General features: G+C 55.6%; 23 protein-coding genes and 1 pseudogene. 8 read left to right on the forward strand and 16 right to left on the reverse strand.

The window, feature by feature from the left end:
* Positions 1–12: 12 nt before the first annotated feature.
* Positions 13–912, reverse strand: coding sequence for a three-Cys-motif partner protein TcmP (gene tcmP, locus HFO71_RS31170; protein WP_221978036.1), 900 nt, complete (start codon positions 910–912; stop codon positions 13–15).
* Positions 913–1125: 213 nt separating this feature from the next.
* Here tcmP and HFO71_RS31175 point away from each other — a divergent pair, with 213 nt between their 5' ends.
* A complete protein-coding gene (locus HFO71_RS31175) occupies positions 1126–1614 on the forward strand; it encodes a hypothetical protein (RefSeq protein WP_221978037.1) in 489 nt (162 codons plus the stop codon).
* A 301-nt stretch (positions 1615–1915) separates the two neighbouring features.
* On the opposite strand, the gene HFO71_RS31180 is transcribed toward HFO71_RS31175, so the two are convergent.
* The 3 genes and pseudogenes from HFO71_RS31180 to HFO71_RS36510 all read right to left on the reverse strand — a co-directional run.
* On the reverse strand, positions 1916–2629 hold the full coding sequence (locus tag HFO71_RS31180) for a DarT1-associated NADAR antitoxin family protein (RefSeq protein ID WP_221978038.1): 714 nt from the start codon (positions 2627–2629) through the stop codon (positions 1916–1918).
* Between the two features lies 1 nt (position 2630).
* Entirely contained in the window at positions 2631–3134 is a 504-nt protein-coding gene (locus HFO71_RS31185; RefSeq protein ID WP_221978039.1) for a DarT ssDNA thymidine ADP-ribosyltransferase family protein, read from the reverse strand.
* A 337-nt stretch (positions 3135–3471) separates the two neighbouring features.
* Positions 3472–3715: pseudogene (locus HFO71_RS36510) on the reverse strand (hypothetical protein); the annotation flags it as partial.
* Between the two features lie 118 nt (positions 3716–3833).
* Between HFO71_RS36510 and HFO71_RS31190 the strand changes: the two are divergent.
* A complete protein-coding gene (locus HFO71_RS31190) occupies positions 3834–5429 on the forward strand; it encodes an SIR2 family protein (protein WP_221978040.1) in 1596 nt (531 codons plus the stop codon).
* 11 nt (positions 5430–5440) lie between these two features.
* Complete coding sequence (locus tag HFO71_RS31195) at positions 5441–6241, forward strand: SMEK domain-containing protein (protein ID WP_221978041.1); 801 nt, start codon at positions 5441–5443, stop codon at positions 6239–6241.
* A gap of 406 nt (positions 6242–6647) precedes the next feature.
* Here HFO71_RS31195 and HFO71_RS31200 read toward each other — a convergent pair whose 3' ends face one another.
* The 4 genes from HFO71_RS31200 to HFO71_RS31215 all read right to left on the reverse strand — a co-directional run bounded on the left by HFO71_RS31200 (position 6648) and on the right by HFO71_RS31215 (position 11307).
* Positions 6648–8543, reverse strand: a complete 1896-nt coding sequence (locus HFO71_RS31200; RefSeq protein ID WP_245007022.1) for a hypothetical protein — start codon at positions 8541–8543, stop codon at positions 6648–6650.
* Between the two features lie 125 nt (positions 8544–8668).
* Positions 8669–9157, reverse strand: a complete 489-nt coding sequence (locus tag HFO71_RS31205; RefSeq protein ID WP_245007023.1) for a helix-turn-helix domain-containing protein — start codon at positions 9155–9157, stop codon at positions 8669–8671.
* Entirely contained in the window at positions 9150–9977 is an 828-nt protein-coding gene (locus HFO71_RS31210) for a hypothetical protein (protein WP_338150498.1), read from the reverse strand. Before HFO71_RS31210 ends, HFO71_RS31205 begins: the two co-directional genes overlap by 8 nt.
* A 199-nt stretch (positions 9978–10176) precedes the next feature.
* Positions 10177–11307 (reverse strand): RHE_PE00001 family protein, encoded by a 1131-nt coding sequence (locus HFO71_RS31215; protein WP_221978043.1) that lies wholly within the window; start codon positions 11305–11307, stop codon positions 10177–10179.
* 520 nt (positions 11308–11827) lie between these two features.
* Here HFO71_RS31215 and HFO71_RS31220 point away from each other — a divergent pair.
* Positions 11828–12745, forward strand: coding sequence for a recombinase family protein (locus HFO71_RS31220; RefSeq protein WP_168337884.1), 918 nt, complete (start codon positions 11828–11830; stop codon positions 12743–12745).
* Here the strand turns inward: HFO71_RS31220 and HFO71_RS31225 are convergent.
* From HFO71_RS31225 to HFO71_RS31255, 8 genes are all read right to left on the reverse strand, one after another.
* Entirely contained in the window at positions 12732–13295 is a 564-nt protein-coding gene (locus tag HFO71_RS31225; RefSeq protein WP_245007025.1) for a hypothetical protein, read from the reverse strand. The genes HFO71_RS31220 and HFO71_RS31225 overlap by 14 nt on opposite strands.
* Positions 13223–13666, reverse strand: coding sequence for a TniQ family protein (locus HFO71_RS36515; RefSeq protein WP_376775548.1), 444 nt, complete (start codon positions 13664–13666; stop codon positions 13223–13225). The genes HFO71_RS31225 and HFO71_RS36515 overlap by 73 nt, the downstream gene beginning before the upstream one ends.
* 121 nt (positions 13667–13787) lie before the next feature.
* Positions 13788–14609, reverse strand: a complete 822-nt coding sequence (locus HFO71_RS31230) for a TniB family NTP-binding protein (protein ID WP_312886398.1) — start codon at positions 14607–14609, stop codon at positions 13788–13790.
* Positions 14610–15239: 630 nt separating this feature from the next.
* Positions 15240–16520 (reverse strand): plasmid replication protein RepC, encoded by a 1281-nt coding sequence (repC, locus tag HFO71_RS31235; RefSeq protein ID WP_221978044.1) that lies wholly within the window; start codon positions 16518–16520, stop codon positions 15240–15242.
* Positions 16521–16675: 155 nt separating this feature from the next.
* Positions 16676–17698, reverse strand: coding sequence for a plasmid partitioning protein RepB (gene repB / locus HFO71_RS31240; protein ID WP_221978045.1), 1023 nt, complete (start codon positions 17696–17698; stop codon positions 16676–16678).
* Positions 17695–18909, reverse strand: coding sequence for a plasmid partitioning protein RepA (gene repA, locus HFO71_RS31245; RefSeq protein WP_221978046.1), 1215 nt, complete (start codon positions 18907–18909; stop codon positions 17695–17697). Before repA ends, repB begins: the two co-directional genes overlap by 4 nt.
* A gap of 791 nt (positions 18910–19700) precedes the next feature.
* Complete coding sequence (gene tnpB, locus HFO71_RS31250) at positions 19701–19889, reverse strand: IS66 family insertion sequence element accessory protein TnpB (RefSeq protein ID WP_221978047.1); 189 nt, start codon at positions 19887–19889, stop codon at positions 19701–19703.
* Entirely contained in the window at positions 19886–20323 is a 438-nt protein-coding gene (locus HFO71_RS31255; RefSeq protein ID WP_168337878.1) for an IS66 family insertion sequence element accessory protein TnpB, read from the reverse strand. The genes tnpB and HFO71_RS31255 overlap by 4 nt, the downstream gene beginning before the upstream one ends.
* Before the next feature lie 178 nt (positions 20324–20501).
* Between HFO71_RS31255 and traI the strand changes: the two genes are divergently transcribed.
* The 4 genes from traI to HFO71_RS31275 are packed head-to-tail and all read left to right on the forward strand — an operon-like array spanning position 20502 to position 22779.
* Positions 20502–21140: an acyl-homoserine-lactone synthase gene (gene traI / locus HFO71_RS31260; RefSeq protein ID WP_221978048.1), complete on the forward strand. Its 639-nt coding sequence runs from the start codon at positions 20502–20504 to the stop codon at positions 21138–21140.
* On the forward strand, positions 21137–22114 hold the full coding sequence (gene trbB, locus HFO71_RS31265; protein WP_221978049.1) for a P-type conjugative transfer ATPase TrbB: 978 nt from the start codon (positions 21137–21139) through the stop codon (positions 22112–22114). The genes traI and trbB overlap by 4 nt, the downstream gene beginning before the upstream one ends.
* The gene (locus HFO71_RS31270) at positions 22104–22487 is read left to right on the forward strand and encodes a TrbC/VirB2 family protein (protein ID WP_221978050.1); all 384 of its coding nucleotides are present in this window, start codon (positions 22104–22106) and stop codon (positions 22485–22487) included. The genes trbB and HFO71_RS31270 overlap by 11 nt, the downstream gene beginning before the upstream one ends.
* The gene (locus tag HFO71_RS31275; protein WP_130679567.1) at positions 22480–22779 is read left to right on the forward strand and encodes a conjugal transfer protein TrbD; all 300 of its coding nucleotides are present in this window, start codon (positions 22480–22482) and stop codon (positions 22777–22779) included. The genes HFO71_RS31270 and HFO71_RS31275 overlap by 8 nt, the downstream gene beginning before the upstream one ends.
* Positions 22780–22789: the final 10 nt, after the last annotated feature.

The raw sequence follows: 22789 nt of genomic DNA on the forward strand, positions 1-22789 counted from the left end.
ATCGGTCCGTATTTAGGTTGAGCCCTTCCGGACTTTAGGCAGCTTATCACCCATTCTCAGGATGTAGTCCGCACCCTCAAGGCCTTTGCGATGCGGGCCGGCCCATAACAAATAGTACAGCGGTGCGCCGCGCCTATTGCAGATGAGCCTCGGTGTCGACACAAAGCCAAACGCGTTTTTGAGGTTGCGCCGGTACAATTCCAGCAATCGCACAGAATAGTCGTCTCGCTTACGAATTTCTGTCGAAGCGAACAGGCCATGAGCATCGGATGAGTAAACCTCGTCGAACCACTCGTGGCTACCAAAATAGCGATCCAACGTTTCGGCCCAAGCAACCGGCACGTTGCCGTCATTAGGAAGCATCCGATTGATCGCCATATTGAGGGCAAAGTTTACAACGACTTCGAATAAGCCGGTATCAGCCAAGGATTTCACGCTTGACCATTCAAGCCTTGCCCCGAAGGGATCGAGAAACGCCACACCACGATGTTTACTCTTGGAAATCGCCTGGGTGGTTACCCAAGCAATTCCTTCTGCTGCTGGCACTCTGAGCGTTGTGATCTGTCTGCTGTCGCCGAACTCTGCTTCAAGTCCGCTCAGCTCTTCGGCACGTTTGGGCGCAGGCTCGATAAAAACATAGCGCGAGAAAGGATTGGCGATACCAAGCGCCACCCTGGGCGACCCATCGAGAAATTGCGTCTGTTCACTGTCCTGAGCGTCAGGTGTTTCCAATAGGTCGGGCGTTGCTATCGGTTCGTTATTGTTGCGCACCTTGGCACGTCCACCGCCGGCGAATGCATCGACATAAATGGTGCGCCATGGCTGATTCTTGAGGACTTTTGTGTAAAAATCAAGATAGCGGGCCAGGATCTCCAGCTTCTCTTTTGCCCAAGGGCCAACCTCAGCGACCATCGTAACTCTCACAGCTATTCATCCATGCACACAACGTAAGGGTGTTTTCAGCGCCATTCAATTCGCGTGAACACGTCAAACAGAGTTCCGCAGTGTTTCGAGACGAAATTTGACGTCGGTGTAGACGACCCTTTTTATTCCCGAAGCGCCGCGGCCAAGTCTAGACTCGTGTAGAGCATAGTTCGCGTGATCATGTTGGGCGGAGTCGAGTGTATGTTTAAACGAGTGAGTGAGCTGCGCACGCCTGACCCCTATTTTTCAGGGGCAGCCGGCTTTATTGAAAGCAGCCTTGAGGACCTGTATGATGACATGTGCAGATTTGAACTACCCCAAAATGTCCCAGACACCGTTCGCCGATGTCACGACGCTGTCCGTCACTCGTATATCTACTCATACTATTCGTATGACCTTCTGACCGTAGCGGCAGCCCAGACCTTCCCCTGCCTTGAGCTGGCGCTGCGGGAGCGCATCGGCTCGCAATTCTTCGGAAGACTGGACAGAAAAGGCAAGCTGCGGCCTGCGCCGATGCTCGACGAGTTGCTCAAGAGCGCGAAAGCCCAGGGCCTGATGTCGGCTGACGTGGTGGGCCTGAGCCATCTGCGAAACATGTTCGCCCACGGCACAGACGCCGTTCTGAACCCGCCGATGTTTCTCACGCCCTTCGAACTCGTCACCGAAACAATCGCGGAGCTGTTCGCTTAGCCATAATTTTCGCTACCGAAAAATAGCACCGCCTTTGAACTCATACCAACCGGCGGCACCTACCCAGTCGGCTACGTGACTGATATAATTGCCACTTTTTACTTCGAGACCCATTCTCCTGAAGTTAAAGTTATGGGCACAAGCGACCGAAGCATGGCCCCATATGCCATCGCTACCATCTCTGGCTTGATGCGCGCAATCGGCGCAGATATGCGCGGTCATCAAAAGCGGGGATGTTCCCCTGAATCACATCGCGTGGCACTGAAGCATTTCACGTCAGATACTGGTACCCCAACCGGGTTTAAGCGACATGAAAACGCGCCTGTCGTACATGTGGCTGATGTTGTGCCGAGCGCGACGGGTGTGCAGACATTGCATCGATAAAGGTCGAGGGTGTCTCCAGATATTGCTCCAGCTTGTCCTCTCTCATCAATGATACGAACAACGCACACGACTTTGCCTGACAGTTAATCGATCTGTTTGGATTAAATTCGATGTCTGTAAAACCATCATACCGCTTCTCACCGTCCACACGATTTTTGAGCCATTGGCGGTGTGGGAAAATTGCATTGAGATAGAGCCAGTCGTAAAACACCGTCGTAGGTTCTAGGGGAAATTGAAATCCACTGTATTCGAAACCAGTGAGGGCTCCAGAACTGCGAAGGCGTGGGTCCCGTTTCGCTTCTCTTGGATCAACGTCATAGAGCTCAGTATAGGGGCCACCGTGCTCGAACACCTTGCTACCTTGAAAGGCACTCTCAAGCGGCATCTCGCCGCCATCGCTGATAACTCGGAGATGAAACGCACTCAGGTGACGTCCCGCCACCTCGTCGGATTTAGTCGAAACCTCCAGGAGAGATTCATATCCGGCGGCCTTGGCGGCGTTATGGAGCGAACGAATGTTCTTCTTTTTCTGAACCTCGGCAAACCCGCCCGCCCACGCAATCTCAAAATCGATGCTCCTGACGTAGCCATCTTCCTCAGATGTGGGAATGAAGATCGGTCTCTCTGCCATGCTATATGTTCCTTATATAGGCCAGCGGAATGACATGAGGGACTAGCACCTCATATTTTTCCACTTGGGAAAGACGCGCTTTAATGGCAGGGTCTTTCCAGTCTGTCCGGGTGTACAAAACTTCGAAGTCAATGAGAGCTTCTGCAATCGCAACTGATTCGACCCCGGCCTTGTTCGCTACGTCATTCGTGAAGCGGACACCGTCAAACTGCATGACCGACGGGTGGATTTGCAAAAAGATTGTGTCCGTAATCCGCCCCTCCTGACGTGCCACAAATTCCATAGGATGGGTGCTGCGAAAGCAGAGATGGACGTAGTTACCCATTCCCTTTAACGCGTCCGCGTCCCGGCTCCATTCATTGCCACCAGGTGCAGGAACCTTGACCCTTCTCTGATCAAGCTGCGCCAAAGGGTAGAGACCTCCCATCTCCTTGATGATCGATAGGTTTCTCCGATCAGTAAAATGATAAAGCAGAGGCACTTTTTCTAGACTATCAATAGCCATTCATCCTCCCAAGGACCGCTGTTTGGTCTCATTCAGAAGAATGTTAATGGAAAACGTCCACAATTCGAAGTGCGAAGACACAGAAATATCATTTACCTCAGTCTTGCCGGGAGACCAAACGACTGTAGAGCCCCATCAGCATCAGCCGACAAGGATCGCTCCACCCCTAGCAATTTCTGACGCTTCTCTGCCGGCTCATCGGCGAAGGCGAAGGTGCCAGCTCTCCGCGACTTTTAGGACGCCAGACGACGTTTTTATTCCTCCAGCCGCTGGCGATAACGCTCGCACTCCTCTTCAAACCCGTTGGGTACATTGTCGAGCGGGAGGTGGCCCCGCGGATGCGCTGGGTCGCGTTTTCGATCTCCCGTTCCGCTTCATGGATCCGGAGCCGCACCGCATACTGGTCATCATGGGCTGCTCGCAACCGCTCCCGGCGAGCTATATCCGCTTCAAGTCCAGCTTTCCGCATATCGCTCATCGCTACTGGCGATCGCCTTTGTCATGGCGCACTGGCTTGCCTGCCCCTCGCCCATGTCTTCAAGGCCCAGGATCGACGTGTCGCCGGAAAGCCCCGCCGCTATCGGATAACTTCTAAAAGCTTTTGAGACCAGCGTGCGAGTTAGGATTGCAAGTTTCTATAGCCGAATCAGTCTTTGGTAGTGTTTGATGCGGCGTCTTTTACTTGCGTGAGTTGTAGCCATGGTCGATATTACCGATAGCCTGACGAAAGCACTCCACACCAGCGGCTCAGCACCATTCCTTTTCGTTGGTTCAGGTTTCTCAAGGCGATATATCGGGTTGGAGACCTGGTCCGATCTGCTTGCTCGGTTCTGTAAAAATATCCGCGACTATGGCTTCTATTTGTCGAACGCCGATGGAGACCTGCCCCGCACTGCCTCCCATATCGCGAAGGACTTCAATCCGATGTGGTGGGATCACTTAGACTACGAGAGCAGTAAGCAGGAGTACGGCAAAGAAGCCACAGAGCAGTCAGCATCCCTTAAGTTCGAAATCGCAAAATACCTGCGCGGCCTATCCCTTGAATACAAGGATAAAGGGCTGGCTGACGAGATCAAAGTACTGGCACAGATGAACGTCGACGGCATTATCACCACAAACTGGGATCTACTTCTTGAAGATCTGTTTCCTGACTACAAAGTTTTCATCGGCCAAGAGGAGTTGATCTTCTCAAACCCTCAGTCAATTGCTGAAATTTATAAAATCCACGGTTGCTCGTCCCGTCCGTCGTCGCTCATTCTAACCGAAGACGATTATAAAGATTTTCAGAAAAAGAACCCGTATCTCGCCGCGAAACTCATCACGATTTTCGTCGAGCATCCTGTAATTTTCCTCGGTTACTCGATAAATGACCCACACATCCAAGCCATCATCGGGTCCATTGCCGAGTGCGTAGGAGGTGACAAGCTCAAACAGTTCGAAGACAACCTGATCTTTGTCGAGCGACCAGACAGCGGACAGGACGACGCCTTCGAAGGAGCGACCATCACGATCGGGGCCAGTAAGGTCCGCGTGACGCTGGTCAGAACGAACGACTTTTCTAAGATTTACGCAGCGGTCGAGGCGACCAAGCGTAAGATCCCTGCTCGCGTTTTGAGATACTGCAAGGAGCAGATGTACGAGTTGGTGAAATCAATTGATCCTGAGGTCAAGCTGGCTGTCAGAGATCTAGATGACATCGGGGAAAAGGACGACATCGAATTTGTCGTCGGCGTCGGCGTGGCCAAGGACTTCAAGAAGCGGGAAGAGACTGTCACTGAGAAGCAGAAGGAGATCCTGACGGCCCGCGGTTACACAGGCATCACCGTCGATGACGTCTTCGACGATATCCTTCTGGAGAAGACGAATTACCACGCTGACGAGATCCTGAAATCGACCTACCCGCTATTCAAGAAGCTATCAAACGCAAATATCCCTGCTTTCCGGTACCTTCGCGAGGCAGGGATCACGGATAGAGACGGTCTTCAGGCATGCCCATACGCTGATGCGCGATTGGTCGCGAACCGCACGCTTGGTCGCGGTTTTACCACCAATGGATATCGCACGCAGTTTGATAGAGATTTTAGGGGTCTCAGCACCCTAGAGATCATTGATCGCACGACGCCTGAAAAAGCTACACTGATGCTGCCATTCCAGCAGAAAACCGAGATTGATCTAACGGTGCTTGGCCAGTTCCTGAGGGACAACTCCGATAGGTTAAAAGAAGGCTCATACCGTTCATTCTTCAAGAAGCTCGCTTGTATGTACGACTATCTCGCCTTTGGCTTCGAATTGTAGAGGAATGGACGGTGATTACCGCAGGCTACTTTATCGGACAGCTTATTGACGACCTCGCCTCTATCGGAGGTCAGGTTGCGAATAGAAACAAGCTTGGTATGACCGATCTTACAAAGCTCCTTGAGAACTTTTACCGAGACATCATCAACAACATCTACGGCTATAGCCTGAAAAATGCGAATGAGGAGCGTAGTAACGCACCTGGTCTCGACCTCATCGATGACGTTCGCGGGATAGGGATTCAAGTCACGTCACAGGGCGGATCTGGCAAGATCAACGATACGCTGGAAGTGCTTACAGCCGAACAGATCACACTGTATCCTCAAATGATAATTATGATCGCGGGGACAAAGCAAAAGAGCTACACAGGCCTGAAGCAGGAGTTCATCGACAAGGCCAATTTCAAGACTGAGGACATTTGGGACTACACCGACCTTTGCAAGGCGCTGGTTAATCTGCCTCTAGATGAATTACAGGGCCTTCATCAGCTTGTCTCGCAGCAGGTTGCGCGGGTGAAGATCGAGCTGGAAATTCCTAACGAAGACGGAACCTTCGCTACGGGGATCGAGCAGTATGCCGAGGCGATACCTCGTGAGAGATTATCAGACCTTAAAAAATTCGCATCCTTCCTGCACGCCGATATGGGAGCGACCGAGGGCGAGACGAGAGAGTTTGTTGAGGCATTCGTAGCCGATTTAAAAGAACTACCTCGCATCACACGCGAGATATTTGAATATATGTGGACGCGGCGGGAAAAAGCCATGCATCGAGCGCTGAGTCCGATAGATATAAGGTCTCCCACACAAAGCTAGAGCGCTTGCTCGAACGTTATAAAGACTTAGAGGGTGATCTTCGTCTTCTAAGCGATGCAGGTTTTATTACAACATACGAGTCGAACGAGACAGGCGACGGTAGTTGCTTCCATGTGCTCAGAGAAGGCAGCGCTTCGGCCATGCTGGATAGATTTGGCCTTTTTTACCTCGAGCAGTTTATGACCAAACACGGTATAGAATCTAAAAAAGTGTTCGTCTCTCTGGATTTCGGTGAATTCTAGTCTTTCCGGCGTACTTGCTTGGACGCTGACGGAACCCAAAGCGGCGCGGTGAACGTGGTGGTAAAGTTTGGCGCAGCGCGGAGACTCGCCCTCAAGGGCGCCATCCCTAGAAAATGCGGTAAGCACTGTGCCGGCGTCATTGCATTCCGAGACCTTGGTGCAATCTATCCAATCCTCTGAAGGATGTAGCCGTCGAATATTTCTTCGTGGCACTCCATCGAGCTGGTTATCTGCCGTAGGCTCTCCAAGTCTTCACTGGTCGAAAATATCACCTGCTGCCCTCGATCGCGCGTCTTCGAAGCGCGTCTGAGCAAACTTTCAAAGCTAACCTTGGACGAAGATTGCTGGCGAGGCTCATCGAATATCAGTAACTCCGGATGATTAGTCCGGAAACTCGACGCAAGTTCGAGCAGACTTAGCTGATACGCCCACTTCAAACGGATCGCGTCGCTTGCAGACGTCTCAAACCCGATCTCGAAGCCTTCTTTCTCGGGTCTATAGCTGTCATCGGAAATCTCCAGTTCGCTCGCCGAAAAGGTGCTGAATCCGAATTCGGCGGCTTGCGACTGGAGCAGCGTTGTCAGGTTATTAAGTTTGGATTGGTCGGTCGCGGAAAGTTTGTCCTTTGGAAGCTTTGCTTGCTCGAGCAGTAGCGAGGCATAATCCTCTTGAATCACCGCCAATCTATTGATAGCTTCTTCGAAGACTCCTTGGAGTGCCTCGAGATCGCGAACCTTCGCTTCAGCTCGGATACGATCTTCGATAGCCGCGGCCGACGGATTTGAACCAGGAGCAACAAGCTCCGAACGAAGTGATCTAATCTGCGCGTAGAGATCAGCGAGTTCGCGATTGATAGCGTTGAGCTGATCGGCTCTGCTCTCGTCGTCAGTGGACTCGCGCCCCAGAATGTCCTCGAACATTTTCTTTTGCGAACGAATGTACTCAATATTATCGGCAATCGGCATGACAGCAGACAGCGCGTCTTGGGAAAGCAGCGTGTCAATCAGGGCCTGCTCACAGGTTGGGCAACGATCCGGTGTGAGGATTGCCGAGACACCGGAGTATCGTTGTAACTTCTGTACGTCCAGGTTTTTTGCAAGATCGTCAGCTAGCGTATCGATCCGCCTTTGCAACGAGAGCATGTCTGCCGACTTCAACTGCCTGATACCGTGAAGGCGAATCCTCTCGGCGTTAAGGTGGTCGACTTCTTGAATTCGTTGCTGCAAGCGACGGGAGACCTCAGTCGACTGTTCACTAACCTCTGGGACGGATACGGCGCTTAATTCCGCTGCTATCGCACGATAGCGTGCTACCATCGTCGACATGGGGGCCCAGTTGACGCCTTCAGCCATTTCCAAGTGAGCGCGATCGAGAATTCCAACGTCCGCTAAAGGTTTATCCAAAAGCGCAACGACCCTGCCCCCGTTGCGGGACGCGAACCGATTTATTTCCTCATGCACCGCTGACCACTCTTTGGCATTCGTCGCAATCCGCTCCGATAGTCGCTCGCGCTGCAGCTCCAGTTTATGGACATCCAGATCGAGAAGAAACTCCACCGCCCTCTTATGAACTTCACGGATCCGCATGTAGGTCGGTATTGCAGCCGGGATCGCTGACCAGCCGTATTTCTGTTCCACCCAGAAAAGTGGGAATACCGTTTCAAGATACAGCTTGGTCTCCGGAGAGTCGTAGCGGCGTACTTTCGGCAGCTCCCATCCCAAAAACTGCTCGAGAAAGAAATGGAATCCATCTTCGCGTTGGGCTGCGCCGCTATCAAGGACGAAGAAGTTTTGAGTTCGGAGCGGCTTGGAGCCATCCGTAAGAGCGGCACCGAAATCGACAGTAATCAATCTGCTGTCCGTGGGCGCCTTAACAGCCCTATGAACTGTTATGATCTGCCCTCGGCCATTGGAGATTTCTAGCGACACCCGCGACTCGACTACGTCGACACGCTGCCCGTCGTCACGATTCAGGTAGGACGTCATTGCGTGCGGCAAAGGAATCTCTCTGCGCGGGCTCAACATCTTCTCCAAGCCAAGCGCGTACAGCATGCCCTGCATGCAGGTCGATTTTCCCTTGGTGTTATCTGCCCACAGCACCGTCAGACCTTCGCCGAATCTGACGTCTGCGCCATAGGTTCCATCAGACGTCAAGGCTCGCAGGCGAAGGTGTCTAAACCTCATAGTCAAATCAGGTCCTCCAACCGCCATACGCGCTTCATAAGAATATCGGTCATCCGCGGTGCAACATCACGTAAAAATCTGAGTTCCTCCTCAAGCAAATCGCCTGCTTTGGCGATCGCCTCCGCTGTGATCTTGCCACTATCCGTCAAAGTAATTGAAACTCCCCGTTCAATGTTCACCAGCTTTAGCCCAAAGGCCAGAGACACAGCGCGATTGAGAGATGGTTCGACCCGAACTGATACGTCGGAGGGCCGATATTGCCCCGAAAGCAGACCTCGAACCTCTTCTCTTCCTTCCGGCAGACGAACCGAGTGGGCGAGAAACTGCAACTTTTGAAAATTTGATTTCTTGCCCTTGCTGTAGAGTAGCGCAAGCAAGAGAACCGCGAGGCCCCATGACATTCTCAAATCAGCTGGCACGGGATCTGGTCTCGGCGTGTAAGTAAATGTGCCGCTAAGAACCGCGTTTCGGAAAGGCGATTTGTTAGACATTTGGGAAATCCAATGGGCAACGCATAATCCACTCCGAGATTGCGCCATACGCGATCTGCTCGGCGTTCTCATCGGAAAGGTTTGGGGCAGCTGATAGGACAGCTGAGATCAGTGAGTCCAGTTCAGCATGCAAGATGCCGCTTGCACTTTGCCCACCTAGCGGACCGGCGAACTGGATCCGTCGAGCTCGACTTTTAATGGCCGCGGTAACTTTCTCATGAAGGTCCGGTGACCCGTTGCGCAGTGCGTCAAGCAAAGCATTCCCTTGCAGGAATGCTGAGGTTGCATCCGCAACAGCGTCGCCAACATTCTCGGGAGATGTGCGCTTTGAAAGCTTATGATGGGCGTTAGCCAGCAAATTGGATGATCCCACAGTCCAAGCTGCCACCTCTTCAGTTGAAGGCGCAGGAACAGACAGCTTCACACTCGAAATCGAGGTCAGGCCGCTTGCGATCACCGCAGACGGAAAAAGAGTCATGTCATGAATGGCAACTTCAAACGCGTCGTCTAAAACGCTGCATTTCTTTTCACGCATATCCTTTGTCTTTTTAGAGCAATGGAGGTTCACTTCCTTGCTGTCATGCAGCGGTGAAAGAAGAATCCAGTGTTTAATTTTGACATCGTTGAACAGTTTTTTTATCTCAAGCGCGTTCGCGACGATCTTGGCCAAATCTCGGGTGATTTTCGTTTTTTGCCTATCAGCTCGGGTCGAGATGTCTATTGGCTCTTCCACTGCGTAGCACTGATAGGCGACGGCCTCCTTTGTGCAGTAGAAATCAATCCCGAAGTCGCCTTGATGAGTGGCTGGAATTTTGTGCACATTCAAAGCGCCATGCCGATGCTGAAGCAGATTAAGTGAGAATAATTCCCAGTCGTCAGGGGCTCCAGACCTGAACTGCGCTCATTGCCAATTATGAAATCCCCCACGATTTAATCTGGCCATCCTTACATTCGAGGGCGGCACAATCAATTGGTTATTACAGCACTCTGGAAGTACAACCTTGTTCGGAGACAATAATCTACAATATCCCCCACGCCCGAAACCTCCCCCTCCCCGTCATCTCGCGCAGGCCCAGCTCCAAAACAATCCGCCGCGCCGCCTGTGGAGTGACGTCCAGCGTCTTCGCCGCCATCCCGGCCGACACCAGCGGTTTCGCCATCACCAGCTCGACCAGCTCCGGCAATTTCGAGGAGGTTCGCCGTCCTTCAAGTTTTCGGTCCATCATCGTCTTCGCCAGAGTCAGCCGGTCATGCTCTTTCATTCCGACTTCGGCGGCCGCCAAAAATCCGTGGGCGATGGCCAGCAGCCGGGTCTCGCGATCGCGATGCCGGCGCCGATCGACCGGAATGGTTTTGAGGCCAAGGTTGATGGCCGCGAGATGGGCGCCGGTGGTGACGCCGGCCTGGCGCAGGATCGACGCGGCCAGCAGCCGGCCGAGCCAAGGGGCGTGCTGAAGCACGGAGAGTTCGTTCCAGGCATCCAAGGCGACGATGGCCTGCAACACCGCCGGCAAAATTTCGGCCTGACGCAACACGCCGCGCCATTCGTCGAGCCTGGAATCCTCGTCCCAGTCGAGATCATAGACCAACGGATCTTTTTCTCGCGCGCCGGCACGGCTTGGCCGAGTAGCACTTTCGATCGCCGCGTCCGATCGGGCGAGCAGCGCATCGATGGCGGCATAGTCGACGCCGGGTAAATTCTCCGCGTTATCACCATCGTCCTCCTCCCCTTCCGGACCGAAGGCGACCGCTGGCCGAACGACGCTGGCCGGCTCCACCGCCTCAGCGCTGACCGGATTGATGTCCGACGTCTGTCGCAAAGTTCGGATACCCTCTGCCGATAACGCCCAGCCGGGCAGCTGGGCGGCAATGCGCCGGCGGGTACGAAGAACGTCGCGGGCGATTGTCAGCTCGTGGGTGGGCGTGCGAATATCCTTCGTGGCGTCGTGGAGGACGAGGTCTTCGAGATGGACGAGTTCGCCGTCGATCCACAGCGAGGCGCAGGCATCGGTGAAGTGGGATCGTTCGATCCAGCCCGCGCCAACCGGTGAACGGGCGATACGCTCATCCAGACGCGTGAGCGCGAGACCGGCGTCGAAAGCCGGCCGCATCAGGGCTGTCATACTGATTTTCGCAAGATCGTAAGCCATTGATTTTATGGTAAACGATTTGCTAAACGAACTCTATATGATTATTACAGTTCCTCACGTGATATGGTCCACAGTTAGGGTTATAACCATCGATAAGTACTGGTTATCGTTGGTTGTTGATCTGGAGTCGCAAATCAGCAATGTCGGTCGTCCTGGATGACTGGAAACGCTTGGTTTTCCGGCGTTTCGAGCAGATTTCGGCGAGGTTCGGCGGAAACGTCTCTGCTCTGCTGGCTACTCACAGCGGCCCTCCCTGCCTATGAGCGCAGTTCCTCCATTATCTTTTCGCGCAAATGGGCTTTCATGTTCCCTCCCCTCCTCCGATCTCCTTATTTTTCCGGCATTTCGGACGCAGATGGCCACCAGAGCGCGTTTCACGCTGGATACGGCCGACGCTCGTTCGAAGCTGTTTATCGAGTCTGGCGGGGCTGCATTTATGCCCTAAAACACGCTTGCAACTGGTCATTTTCTCACGCGTTCCTTAACTGTACAAAGCACCGTAAAATCGCGCGAGAAAATCATGGCAAAACGGCAAGCCGCCAATCCAGCGCCGGCCCCCAAACGTCTTATCGGTTATGCACGCGTCTCGACCGACGATCAGGTCCATGATGCGCAGATGGACGAGTTGCGCGCCGCCGGCTGCGAGCGGATTTTTCAGGAGCACGGATCCGGTGCATCACGGGCCAGACCGATTCTGACGAGACTCCTCGTCGAGCTCGCGGCTGGCGACGTGCTTGTGGTTGTCCGGCTGGATCGCCTCGCCCGCTCAGTCAGCCATCTGTTGCAGGTGATCGAGGACCTTGAAGAACGCGGCGTCCATTTCCGATCGATCCGCGATCCCATCGACACGTCCACCCCCCAGGGGATGTTTTCTCTTCAGGTTCTCGGAGCTGTCGCGCAGCTCGAACGGGCTTTAATCGCCGAGCGAACCAGAGCTGGCATAAAGGCGGCAAAAGCGCGTGGCAAGCTGCCGGGCAATCCTGGACTTCGAGAGCGGCGGCCAGAAGCGATCAAGGCGGTGTCGAAGGCGCGAGACAAACTCTATCTCGACGAGTTGATCTCGTCCGCCCAAACGTGGCTGCCGATGGTGCGGCAACTCCGGCCTCAGCACAGCTGGGACAATGTCGTCCGGGTGCTAAATCGCCGGGGCCATGACTGGACGGTGGAACGCCTGCGCCGCGCCGTGCATCGTATGGTCCGCGAGAAGCTTGCCGGCTCCGAGCTTTTGGGGCGCTCGCCCCGTCGTGCCCCAGAGGATCACCTGATGAAGCTCGTTGCAGCGATTGCCATTGCTGATCCAGATCTGTCGCTGCGCGATATTGCCGCCCAACTGGATCAGATGGGTGAGCGGCCGGCACGCGGTGGGCGCAAATGGCAACCGTCCTCTGTTCGCCACCTGCTGGATGAGGCACATCGGTTTGGTCTCATCCGTCATTGAGGGCACAGAGCATCAACTTGCCGATTGCCCGGTTTCTTGCGCGCCCTGTTTTGGACGGCAGAGATTTCCAGCCTTCGCTTTCGACAATGCCGCGGGCCAACTGCCGGTACTTGGTTTCCGCACGTAGATTTAGAACTGACGCCGCCCGCGTTGGTGGAGGTACCGGATGATACTCTGGGACCGGCCCGCGCTCGAATTGCCGAAAGGCTTCGCGAACGGAGGCAGAGAGTAGAGCCTTCTTGGCGGTCTCCTGAAAGAGGAGGTCTGAAATGGCCGTAATGGTCACGGCTCGCCATGCCGGTGGAAGGCTGGCCAGCGGCGCCGCGCCTGCCGTAACTGACGGCCGTTGACCATAAGGCAGCGATAAACCCAGCGCGGCGATGTATGGTATCCCTTCCGGCCGTGGCGACCAGAGGAAGCGGCTTGCCGTCTCGGTGCATTCAAACTCCGACCCGCCCTTGCCGATGGCCTCGCCTACTAACGATACGACCTGCAGCAAGTCTGTTTGATCGCGGCGCTGGAACCGCCGCGCCCAGACGACCGCATCCAATCACGGCAAACCAGTCTAACAACACCATCAGGCGTAGACCGAAACTGAAACAGACAGCTGCGGAAACATCCGCCGCAGTTAATCTCGAGGCCAATTCTGTGCCGGGGGCAGACCACTGCTTCGACGCATGGCCACGATTGGCGGCAGTAGTGGTCCCTCCCCTCCTCGGCATCTTCGTCCAGGCATGCCGGACAAACGCCTCGATGCGCCGCATCGCTGACGAAAGACGCTCTGCTGCGCCCGGTAGCCTTCAGAGACAGTCGCTCCAGATCGACTTGCCGCAGACGACAGGCAAGCGCCCATAGACGCGGACTGGTCGGTCGGAATGTCGTGATTGAAGAATTGTGTGTTCGAGCCTTCCGAAAGTCCACTTATCCAGTTTCCAACCTGCCGGGGTGAGATGGTTGGAGTAATGGCTCGCCACCCGCCAACAACAGCTGAGAAGCTTATCCTCAAAGGGCCGTCGGGCAATAGCCAGCAGCCGCACCGGTCTCACTGGGTTGCATGTCGCTGCAGGCGGCCTTCAGTGCGCCGCGCCATCGCAACCAGCGGCAGGACAAGGTTGTCACCGTCGAAGCTCTCAAAAGTGATCGTCTCCTTCCCATTTCGGACGGCTTCGAGCGCAACTGTCTCGATCAGGCGAAAAATTCGCACCGTGAAGCCATCGGTCATATCCAGAACTTTGCGGCGAACCGCTGCGGTCCCAAGCTGAGATGACTGGCGCAGAGGCATTATGCTTTCGAGACTTGCGAGCAACTGCGCAAACTGCTGTGTATTTGACCACCGCTTAAGGTGAAATGCTTCGAACCTCTCCGCGAGCTGAGGATCCGTCAACAACGCCTGACGGGCGAGATCGGTACCGGCGCAGGTCAACGGGACTTTCAGATCGTTCGCCAGAAAGCGAATGACGTTGAGGAAGACCCGTTGCTGCCGATACGTCCCGGTCAGCAAGGCATGGATCTCATCGATGATCAGCATCCGAGTGCGGCAAGTGGTCTTCAGACGGAAGGTCTCGTCTCCGCTTGGACCCGGTGCGCTCATTGCATTGAGGCGTTCGCCGTATACATCGCCTTCGACGGGTTCGGCCGGCATCTGCATCGCCACGACCGGCATGCTCGTCACCCCGGTTCCACGATCGGAGATGGGCTGGTGATCGCGAAGAAACTTTCGGATGATTTTTGTCTTTCCCATGCCGATATCGCCATAGAGAAGCAGACAAGGCATTCGATCGCGCGGCGGATAGGAGAGCAGATCTTCCAGCCGCGCCAGTGCAGCCCTCGCATCGGCTGTTTCCTGCCAACGATCTGCACGGATCCAGGCGACTCGTTATTCAATCCCCAACTCGGCATACTGGCGATAGGCTGGCAGGAGGTGGAGATATTCCGTCATGACCATTCACCGACAACGGTGCCAAATCAAAGAAATCGCTTTGGTCGGTCATCCGTCATTTCCGCCTGCTGCCGGTTGGTCGCCAGCACTAGGCCTCCGATCTACATTTGTAGGGAGTGATGATTCCCGCCGGCCTTCGCGCTGGCCGCGCCCAGTGACGGTCAAGGGGTCCGAAGGTCACATTCGCACGGCGACTTGCCCTTGACCGTTGCTCCAGTCCGGTTTTCCACCCGCGGAACGCATATTGCATAGGCTGCCGAACTATCATCGTCGCCGTCTCTGCCGTCAGAGCGAGCCGCGGGGTCACCGTTCGGGCCTTCCCCATTTTCTGACGCCACAATTCAGCTCTCTCACCAGTCGAATCTTGTGCTCTGCCTCGGGACGCAACTTGTTCATAGGCGCACACCGCGCATAATTAGCTCCGACAAAAATCTCGATCCGAAAAAACCATTATCTTTCAGCACCTTATACCGGTGGTCAGTTGACCACCGAAGAAAACTGGTTTCCGCGTCATGAAAATTTTGAGTTCGGTCCCAATTCACGATGATCAAAGCTCTACCCAACCTTCAACCTGCCCTCCCCGTGCGCCCGCAGAAGCGCCATCAGCATCGGGCCGATCGCGAATTCTCCCTTTTCGCTTCGCCGCGTCAGGCCACGAAGATAGCCACCTGCCGAATTGATGTGGCCGCCGCGCTCCAGGATGCATGCCATTACGGTCGCGGCATTTTCCGGACCCATCACATTGGCGGCCTCTTCGTAAGCCGACGGACTGACGCCCAGCATCGATCGAACGATGACGGCTGCGGCCATCAGATCACGCCAGTTGCGGATTACGCCATCCGGCCCATAGGCAAGGATTTCCGGGCAGGCCTGCAGAACGAGGCCCAGCGGGAAGGATTTCAGGCCGCCACCATCGTTGCGGCCGCCCGACTGCCGACTTTGCTCTGCCTCACCCCTACCCTTCTCTGGCGTCACGACCCCTCGATCGTTGTCTTGCTCAGCCATCGCGCCCCGCTTCGTTTCGAAGCTTGGTTCAAATTCAATAATGGATTCGGGTTTTGAATTCTGTATGTGACGCTCAATATAATCGGCATTGCCGCTCTGTTTTGTTGATTTAATCCGAATTTCCAATCGGTTACGGATACCCGCCCGCTGAACCTCCAATTCATCCAGCAGCAATTCAAGCTGCGCTACCGTCGGCGATCGCGGCAGGCCTTCGATCAGGTCCCGGAATTCGCTGTAGAGGCCTTGCCAATCCCCGGGGATCTCTTCTTCAACTGCCGCTTCGATCAGTTTGGCAATGTCACGGCGGCAAAGGGTGATGCGTTCACGCAAACGCTGGACATGCAGCCGCTCAGCCATCACTGCGGCCGCAAGCTGTTCGATCTCCTCGGCACGGGCAAGCAGCGGCGCCAGCGAGAAGCCGAAAGCCTCGTCGACCTCCCCTGCCCTGTCTCTGCGGACATAACGCTTGCCATTGGGACTATCCTTACGCAGTAGAAGACCTGCATCGACGAGCGCGGCGAGATGACGCCGCACCGTCTGTTCGGCCATGCCATGCGTTCTGAGCGAAAGCTGGATATTCGACGGGAAGACGATCAAATCGTTTCCCTGGGCCAGCTCATTCTTCGGATAAAAGCTCAAAAGAGCGTTGAGCACGGTAAGCGCCCGATCGCCGATGCCGAGCAGCGGCTTTGCTTCGCATAGCGCGCGAAACAATTTCCACTTGCCGACCGACTGATCCGGTTTGATCTCCCCGGCCATGACCTGGTTTGCAAGCATGCCAAGAGTCATCGACCGCCGCCCGAAGGGCGTCGTTACGTTTGTCGTGTGCATTATCTTTTACCTTTCAGCAGGCAAAGGAACTCAGCTCACCAACACGGCGCTAAAAACTCTTGACGAGGATTCGAGGAAATGCGATTCTGTTCTTGCTAGAGAGACAGAAGGGCTTCCGCGACGGCGACGTTGAGGGGGCTCTTTTCTTTTGCGGTTTACTCTCCGTGTTTCCGTTGATTCTCAACATGGTACGCTTGATACAACGCTGGCAAACGCTCAAGTACGAAGGTCGCAAAATCAGGCGTCGCCTTCCTGTCAATCGTGATTTCCAGTTTGGCCTTGCTCTGCGTCACCTGAGCAATTCTGGTGCCGTCCGGGGTGGCCATGACCTCAGGAAGTCCGCGCGCAACGCGACTGGGCTTCAGACTAGCGATCACCACCTTGAACCGTTCTGCCGATGGCAGCGCTTGAACTTCCTCCGACATCGCATATTTCGACACATCGGCCGGTGCAGGCGCTCTCTCGATCAGTTCCGCTAGCTGCTGCCAACTCGGCCGTCCAATGCCAGGAGCAGCACCAATAGCATCGATTAGTTCAGAGGGGAGGGCGTCGACGAGCAGAAGCATCTTCGACAAATTACTCTTGTCGATAGACATCGCGGCGATGACGATTTCTCTTGAAAACTGCCTGTTTAGGTGATGTGCGAAGCGCGCCTTTTCGATGAAGGTAAGATCTTCTCGCTCATTGTTTTCCTGACCCTGCGCTACGACCAATTGCTCGTCTGTCAGTTCGCGAACAACCGCCTTGACCGGGATGCCCAACTCTGAAACGGCGCGCAGCCGACGGTGGCCGAAAGCAACTTGATATCGGGCGGGCTGGTCCGGATGAGGTCGTACAAGGATGGGGACTTGCTGTCCTTGGTCGCGGATCGAAGCAAGGAGCCCGTCGATGTCCCCCGGCATACGATCCTGCACAAACGACGGCTCAATTGACGAGGCATCCAACTCAATCACTACCTGCCCTTCAGCAAGACGCCGCTCGATCTCTTCGGCACGGCTGAGACGATCGTTTTGCTCTCGCAGCGCGTTTCCAATGTTCGCTGTGAGCTTCGTTGCGGGATCGCGCTCCTTCCTTGCCACCCCGAGAAGCGGCATGGATCGATTCTTTGCGGCCCTGTAGTCTGCGGACGACGTTTCGGGCGCGTCTGTTGAGACGTCAAGAATGTGCTTCCGGCTCATGTGGGTCTACCCCATGCTTTTTTGATCAGTGTTTCGATTTCGTCGTTGACGGCATTCATCGCCTCCAACGCTCGGTCATAGGTCGAACGCGTGAACTGGCCACGCTCGATTTCAAATAGGGTCTGGTTTGTCAGACCAGCATCCGAAACCGCGGTGGTTTTAAGCATCGGGAAATTAAGGACATTTTCGCCGAAAATAGACCGCAGATAACCGACCATCTGATTTTGCGGTCCATCGCTCGGTTCGAAACGAGTTATCAAGTAGCGCATCCAATTAAACTTGAACTCTGCGCCAGCGTTCTCGATTTCGCGCAGAAGGTTTGATGTCATTGCCAGAAACTGGTTCATCGACATCACGTCCAGCATCTGAGGATGGACAGTGACTAGGATCGATGTTGCGGCAGTCAGAGCCGAAAGCGTGAGGTAACCAAGCTGGGGAGGGCAGTCGATCACCACGACGTCGTAGTTGTCTGCGATGTCTTCGATCACCTGACTGATACGACCGTAAAAGAGCGTGTCGCCTTCCTTGCGCTTCATCAGCGCACGCGGCGTGTCGTGCTCGAATTCCATCAGCTCAAGATTGCCCGGGATCAGGTGGAGATCAGGGATATACGTTGCTCGGACAACCTGCTCGATAGCAACCTGCTCTTCATCGTATCTGATGGCGCCGTAAAGCGTCTGGTTCGGACCAACGTCGGTTTCCGGCTGGCTACCGAAGAGCGCGGAAAGACTCGCCTGGGGATCCAGATCTATGGCCAGGATGCGATATCCGCGCATAGCGAGATACTGTGCCAGATGCGCGGCGGTGGTGGTCTTGCCAGATCCACCTTTGAAATTCATAACAGAGATAACCTGAAGCTGTTCGCCATCTCGACGATGCGGCAGGTAACGCCGGTTCCCGCGGCCGACCTGGTCCATATGCTTCCGAATCGCATGGATATCTTCAATTGAGAACATTCGCCTGCCACCCGGGCTCATGCTAAGATTCAACTCTGGCATCTCTGACGCGGTCTGGCGCAAATAGGACTCGCCAACGCCGAGCAGCTTAGACGCCTCAGACGGCCCGAATGTTCGAATGCTCTTCTCGGAATGCGGTGGGAAGACCTTAAGATGATGTGCTTGAAGTTGGCTCGAGAGGGCGTCGGCATGACGCTCCATCAAGGCTGTCAATCCTTCAACTACAGGTGCTTCTTTTGCGGCGGCCTTCGCCATATCAATAACCCATTTGTTGCCACTGGCGGTATTTTTCGCGAAACCGGTAAAGTTCCGCCACCGGCAATAAGCGCCGATTCGAATTTTTGAGCAAGGGCTTTTAGGTTAACGAAAGGTTAACGCGAAACCCCCGGGAAACGCCAAGCCCAACAACTTTTACGTTCTTTATCTGTAAGTTAGCAAGGCTGGCATCCCGGTATGTTCATGATCTGTTTTACTGTGAATCCTACAACCGTCCCGGTCGCTTCGGTGCACAGGGAGAGCATGACCCACTATTCGCACGATGGCGGCTCCATTCCCCTTCAAGAGCTTAGCCGGTTCGTACAACATTGAGCGTATACGCTGCGTATGGGGGCATTTGCTCCGCTCTCTGGATTGGGGTTCGCCTCACCCTTAGTCGTCGAGCGCGAAGTCTGCGAGACATAGATCGGGGGACGGCGCCCCGCGCCTGCACTGCGTTCCCAGAGTTCTTTGGCATGGCGCTGAATGCGCTCCGAAGTGGTTTCCATTTGATCCTCCGCTACCTTACAAGGTGACTCTCGCTTTAAAGCGTGACGGCTTTTTAGCCCCGTGACGGTTTTTTAGTCCATTGACGGATTTTACATCACGTGACGATTATAAGTGCCTCTCGCGGGCGGGTCAATTACAAAAATCATTTCGCAAGCTACGAAGCGCCCATCCGTCGGCGCAGGCCTTTCGTGAGCCTCAATTGGCCTTGCCGAATTTGTCGCGTGGGATCGGAACGCGTTTCCAGTCCAGTCCATCGAACACCGCCAAGAACTGCGCGGATGTCAGATACAACCGTCGTGCATCCGGGCAATGGAACGCGACATCCTCATGCCGCTTGGCGACCAGGCACACCAGAAGATCAGCTTGATCCGGTCCCTTCGTTTGGCCCGGAACACGTAGATCGTGCCAGAGAATGGGTCGGCACCCATCTGGGCCTTCACCAGCTTTACCGCATCGGACTTACCGATCAAGATTGAGCCTTCAACGCCTGGATAACGGCGACAATCGTTGTGGCATCGGTGCCGGAGGCGATGCGCAGCGTGGCTCCATCAATTTGCAATTCGATAGCCGCTTCCGGAGAAGCTTTCCTTGGCGAACGTGCCCGCCGCGCCTTCTTCGGCTCTGGCTTCCCGGGCGACACGACGACCGCTGGCGCAAACATAGGATCTTCCTCGGGCACAGAAAGTACCTCGGCTGCTTTCGGGCGAGCCGTCGCCATGTGAACAGTTGCTGCGGAGTCACCCCATGCCGCTCCACAGAGCACACCGTCCTTCTGATCGTCGCTCCATTCGCGGCGACGGCCATTGCCAGTGAACACCTCAACCCGGCGTACCGGCTCACCCTTGGATTTAAGCGTAAGCTTGGAAATCGACATATGTTTAAGCCCTCTTTCGAGGTTGAACATCGATGATCAAGCGATGATCCGGTCGGTGGATCAGGACATGATTTACCGGCATTCTCCACGGTCGACACTTGCTAATGGCTGCATTCGACAACCCCCTGCAAGTTTGTAGGATTCTACAACTGCCCCTCGGTCCCGATATATGCTGATTTCCAGCCGTCCAACAATGACGGAGAAAATCATGCAGGTCCTCGCGCTCTCAACACCCCGGACGATCCAAGAGGCGCATCTCCTACACATCCACTATCAGCTTCGTGCTCGGGTTTTTTCCGATCGCCTGGGTTGGGAAGTGGACGTAACGGCCGGCCGCGAGTCCGATCGTTTCGACGCGCTTCGGCCGACCTATGTGCTCGCCGTCGCAGAGACCGGCGAATTGGCGGGGTGCGCGAGGCTTCTCCCTTCGCTTGGTCCAACAATGGTGGCCGACGTTTTCCCGTCTCTGCTCCCCGGCGGTCAACTCAATGGGCATGCCGCGATGATCGAGAGTTCTCGCTTCTGTGTCGACACGACTCTCGCTGAGGGGAGGGGGGACGGCTCGGTCCATGAAGCGACGCTGACCATGTTCGCTGGCATCATCGAATGGTGCATGGCGAATGCGTATACTGAGATTGTTACTGTGACCGATCTTCGATTTGAGCGCATCCTCGCTCGCGTGGGATGGCAGCTTCAGCGTTTGGCCGAACCCAAGAAGATCGGCGTGACGATGGCCGTAGCCGGGACGCTGCCTGTCACTGCGGCCACGTTCCTAAGGCTCCTCCCCTCAACCTACCGCTCTGAATTCACCCCCTCTCGGCCAGGCAGCCTAAGGAGAAATCCGTGAACCAGCTTCGCTCTCACCCTCGGCTCGTCCGCAAACTTCAGGAGGCGCTCGGCGATCAGCTTTGTGTTGCCCTGGACGACGCGAACGTCGTCGAAATCATGCTCAATCCGGACGGCAAATTATTCATCGAACGGCTAGGTCACGGCGTTGCGCCCGCAGGCGAGATGTCATCCGCTGCAGCGGAGATGGTGATCGGTACAGTGGCGCACGCGCTTCAGTCAGAGGTCGACACGGAACAGCCAATCATCTCCGGCGAGCTGCCAATCGGTGGCCACCGCTTCGAGGGACTGTTGCCTCCCGTTGTCACCAAGCCCGCCTTCACGATTCGTCGCCGGGCATCGCGCCTCATTCCACTTGAAGACTACATTCGCGCCGGCGTGATGACAGAATACCAAGCCACAACGATCCGCAGTGCCATTTCCACGAGGCTGAACATCATCATTTCCGGGGGGACGAGCTCGGGTAAGACGACGCTTGCGAACGCCGTAATCCACGAGATCGTGAAGTCCGCGCCACAGGATCGCCTCGTCATCCTTGAGGATACCGCGGAAATCCAATGCGCAGCCGAGAACGCCGTACTCCTCCATACCAGCGATACGATCGACATGGCGCGGCTCCTCAAGAGCACGATGCGGCTGCGCCCTGACAGGATCGTCGTTGGCGAAGTTCGCGACGGCGCGGCCCTGACCTTGCTCAAGGCCTGGAACACCGGTCACCCGGGCGGCGTAGCAACCATTCACTCGAACACTGCCATGTCGGCGCTACGCCGCCTCGAACAGCTCACGGCCGAGGCAAGCCAGCAGCCGATGCACGAGGTGATCGGAGAGGCCGTTGACCTGGTCATTTCGATTGAGCGGACGCCGCGTGGGCGGCTTGTTCGCGACATCATCCAAGTCGAGCAGTTCATCAACGGACGGTACGAGATCGAATCCGACCAGCTCACCGAAGAACAGGAGGCGCGCCATGTCGCGTAAGCATACCCTCATCGCCGCCGCGCTCGTGGCGACGCCCATCATACTTGCCTCGGTCGCGCCGGCGCTCGCCAGTTCCGGCGGCAGCCTCCCGTGGGAAGGGCCACTGCAGCAGATCCAGGAGTCGATAACCGGCCCGGTCGCGGGTGCGATCGCGCTTGCAGCCGTGGCCATTGCCGGCGGCATGCTCATCTTCGGCGGCGAGCTCAACGATTTCGCGCGGCGACTGGTGTACGTCGTTCTCGTCGCCGGCATCCTGCTCGGCGCCACCAACATCGTCGGCCTGTTCGGTGCGACCGGCGCTTCGATCGGGCTATCCGACGAGCAGGTCATCTCAATTGGTTCGAACGAAGGAGGGGAGGGCGATCATGGCTGAGTCCCTGTCCGGCCTGCGGCGTAACCGCATCCATCGCGCGCTCTCCCGCCCGAACCTACTCATGGGCGCCGACCGGGAGCTGGTGCTGATCACCGGTCTTGCAGCAGTGATCCTGATCTTCGTCGTGCTTACGGCCTATTCGGCGCTTTTCGGCGTCGCTGTCTGGGTCGTGATCGTTGGGCTGCTCAGGATGATGGCGAAGGCCGATCCGCACATGCGGCAGATCTATATCAGGCACATATCCTACAAGCCCTACTACAAGGCAACCACTTCGCCATGGCGGCGGTATTGAGGAGGCGGCC

It is taken from the genome of Rhizobium laguerreae, from assembly GCF_019778565.1.
GTDB lineage: Bacteria > Pseudomonadota > Alphaproteobacteria > Rhizobiales > Rhizobiaceae > Rhizobium > Rhizobium laguerreae.

Excerpts from the sequence above, each read along its gene's own strand:
- HFO71_RS31255 (WP_168337878.1), bottom strand. The coding sequence starts at position 20,323 with ATGTTCAACCTCGAAAGAGGGCTTAAACATATGTCGATTTCCAAGCTT.
- HFO71_RS31275 (WP_130679567.1), top strand. The coding sequence starts at position 22,480 with ATGGCTGAGTCCCTGTCCGGCCTGCGGCGTAACCGCATCCATCGCGCG.
- tcmP (WP_221978036.1), bottom strand. The coding sequence starts at position 912 with ATGGTCGCTGAGGTTGGCCCTTGGGCAAAAGAGAAGCTGGAGATCCTG.
- HFO71_RS31180 (WP_221978038.1), bottom strand. The coding sequence starts at position 2,629 with ATGGCAGAGAGACCGATCTTCATTCCCACATCTGAGGAAGATGGCTAC.
- HFO71_RS31205 (WP_245007023.1), bottom strand. The coding sequence starts at position 9,157 with ATGTCTAACAAATCGCCTTTCCGAAACGCGGTTCTTAGCGGCACATTT.
- HFO71_RS31185 (WP_221978039.1), bottom strand. The coding sequence starts at position 3,134 with ATGGCTATTGATAGTCTAGAAAAAGTGCCTCTGCTTTATCATTTTACT.
- repA (WP_221978046.1), bottom strand. The coding sequence starts at position 18,909 with ATGGCGAAGGCCGCCGCAAAAGAAGCACCTGTAGTTGAAGGATTGACA.
- HFO71_RS31175 (WP_221978037.1), top strand. The coding sequence starts at position 1,126 with ATGTTTAAACGAGTGAGTGAGCTGCGCACGCCTGACCCCTATTTTTCA.
- HFO71_RS31190 (WP_221978040.1), top strand. The coding sequence starts at position 3,834 with ATGGTCGATATTACCGATAGCCTGACGAAAGCACTCCACACCAGCGGC.
- HFO71_RS31215 (WP_221978043.1), bottom strand. The coding sequence starts at position 11,307 with ATGGCTTACGATCTTGCGAAAATCAGTATGACAGCCCTGATGCGGCCG.
- HFO71_RS31270 (WP_221978050.1), top strand. The coding sequence starts at position 22,104 with ATGTCGCGTAAGCATACCCTCATCGCCGCCGCGCTCGTGGCGACGCCC.
- HFO71_RS31200 (WP_245007022.1), bottom strand. The coding sequence starts at position 8,543 with ATGCAGGGCATGCTGTACGCGCTTGGCTTGGAGAAGATGTTGAGCCCG.
- HFO71_RS31220 (WP_168337884.1), top strand. The coding sequence starts at position 11,828 with ATGGCAAAACGGCAAGCCGCCAATCCAGCGCCGGCCCCCAAACGTCTT.
- repB (WP_221978045.1), bottom strand. The coding sequence starts at position 17,698 with ATGAGCCGGAAGCACATTCTTGACGTCTCAACAGACGCGCCCGAAACG.
- repC (WP_221978044.1), bottom strand. The coding sequence starts at position 16,520 with ATGCACACGACAAACGTAACGACGCCCTTCGGGCGGCGGTCGATGACT.
- traI (WP_221978048.1), top strand. The coding sequence starts at position 20,502 with ATGCAGGTCCTCGCGCTCTCAACACCCCGGACGATCCAAGAGGCGCAT.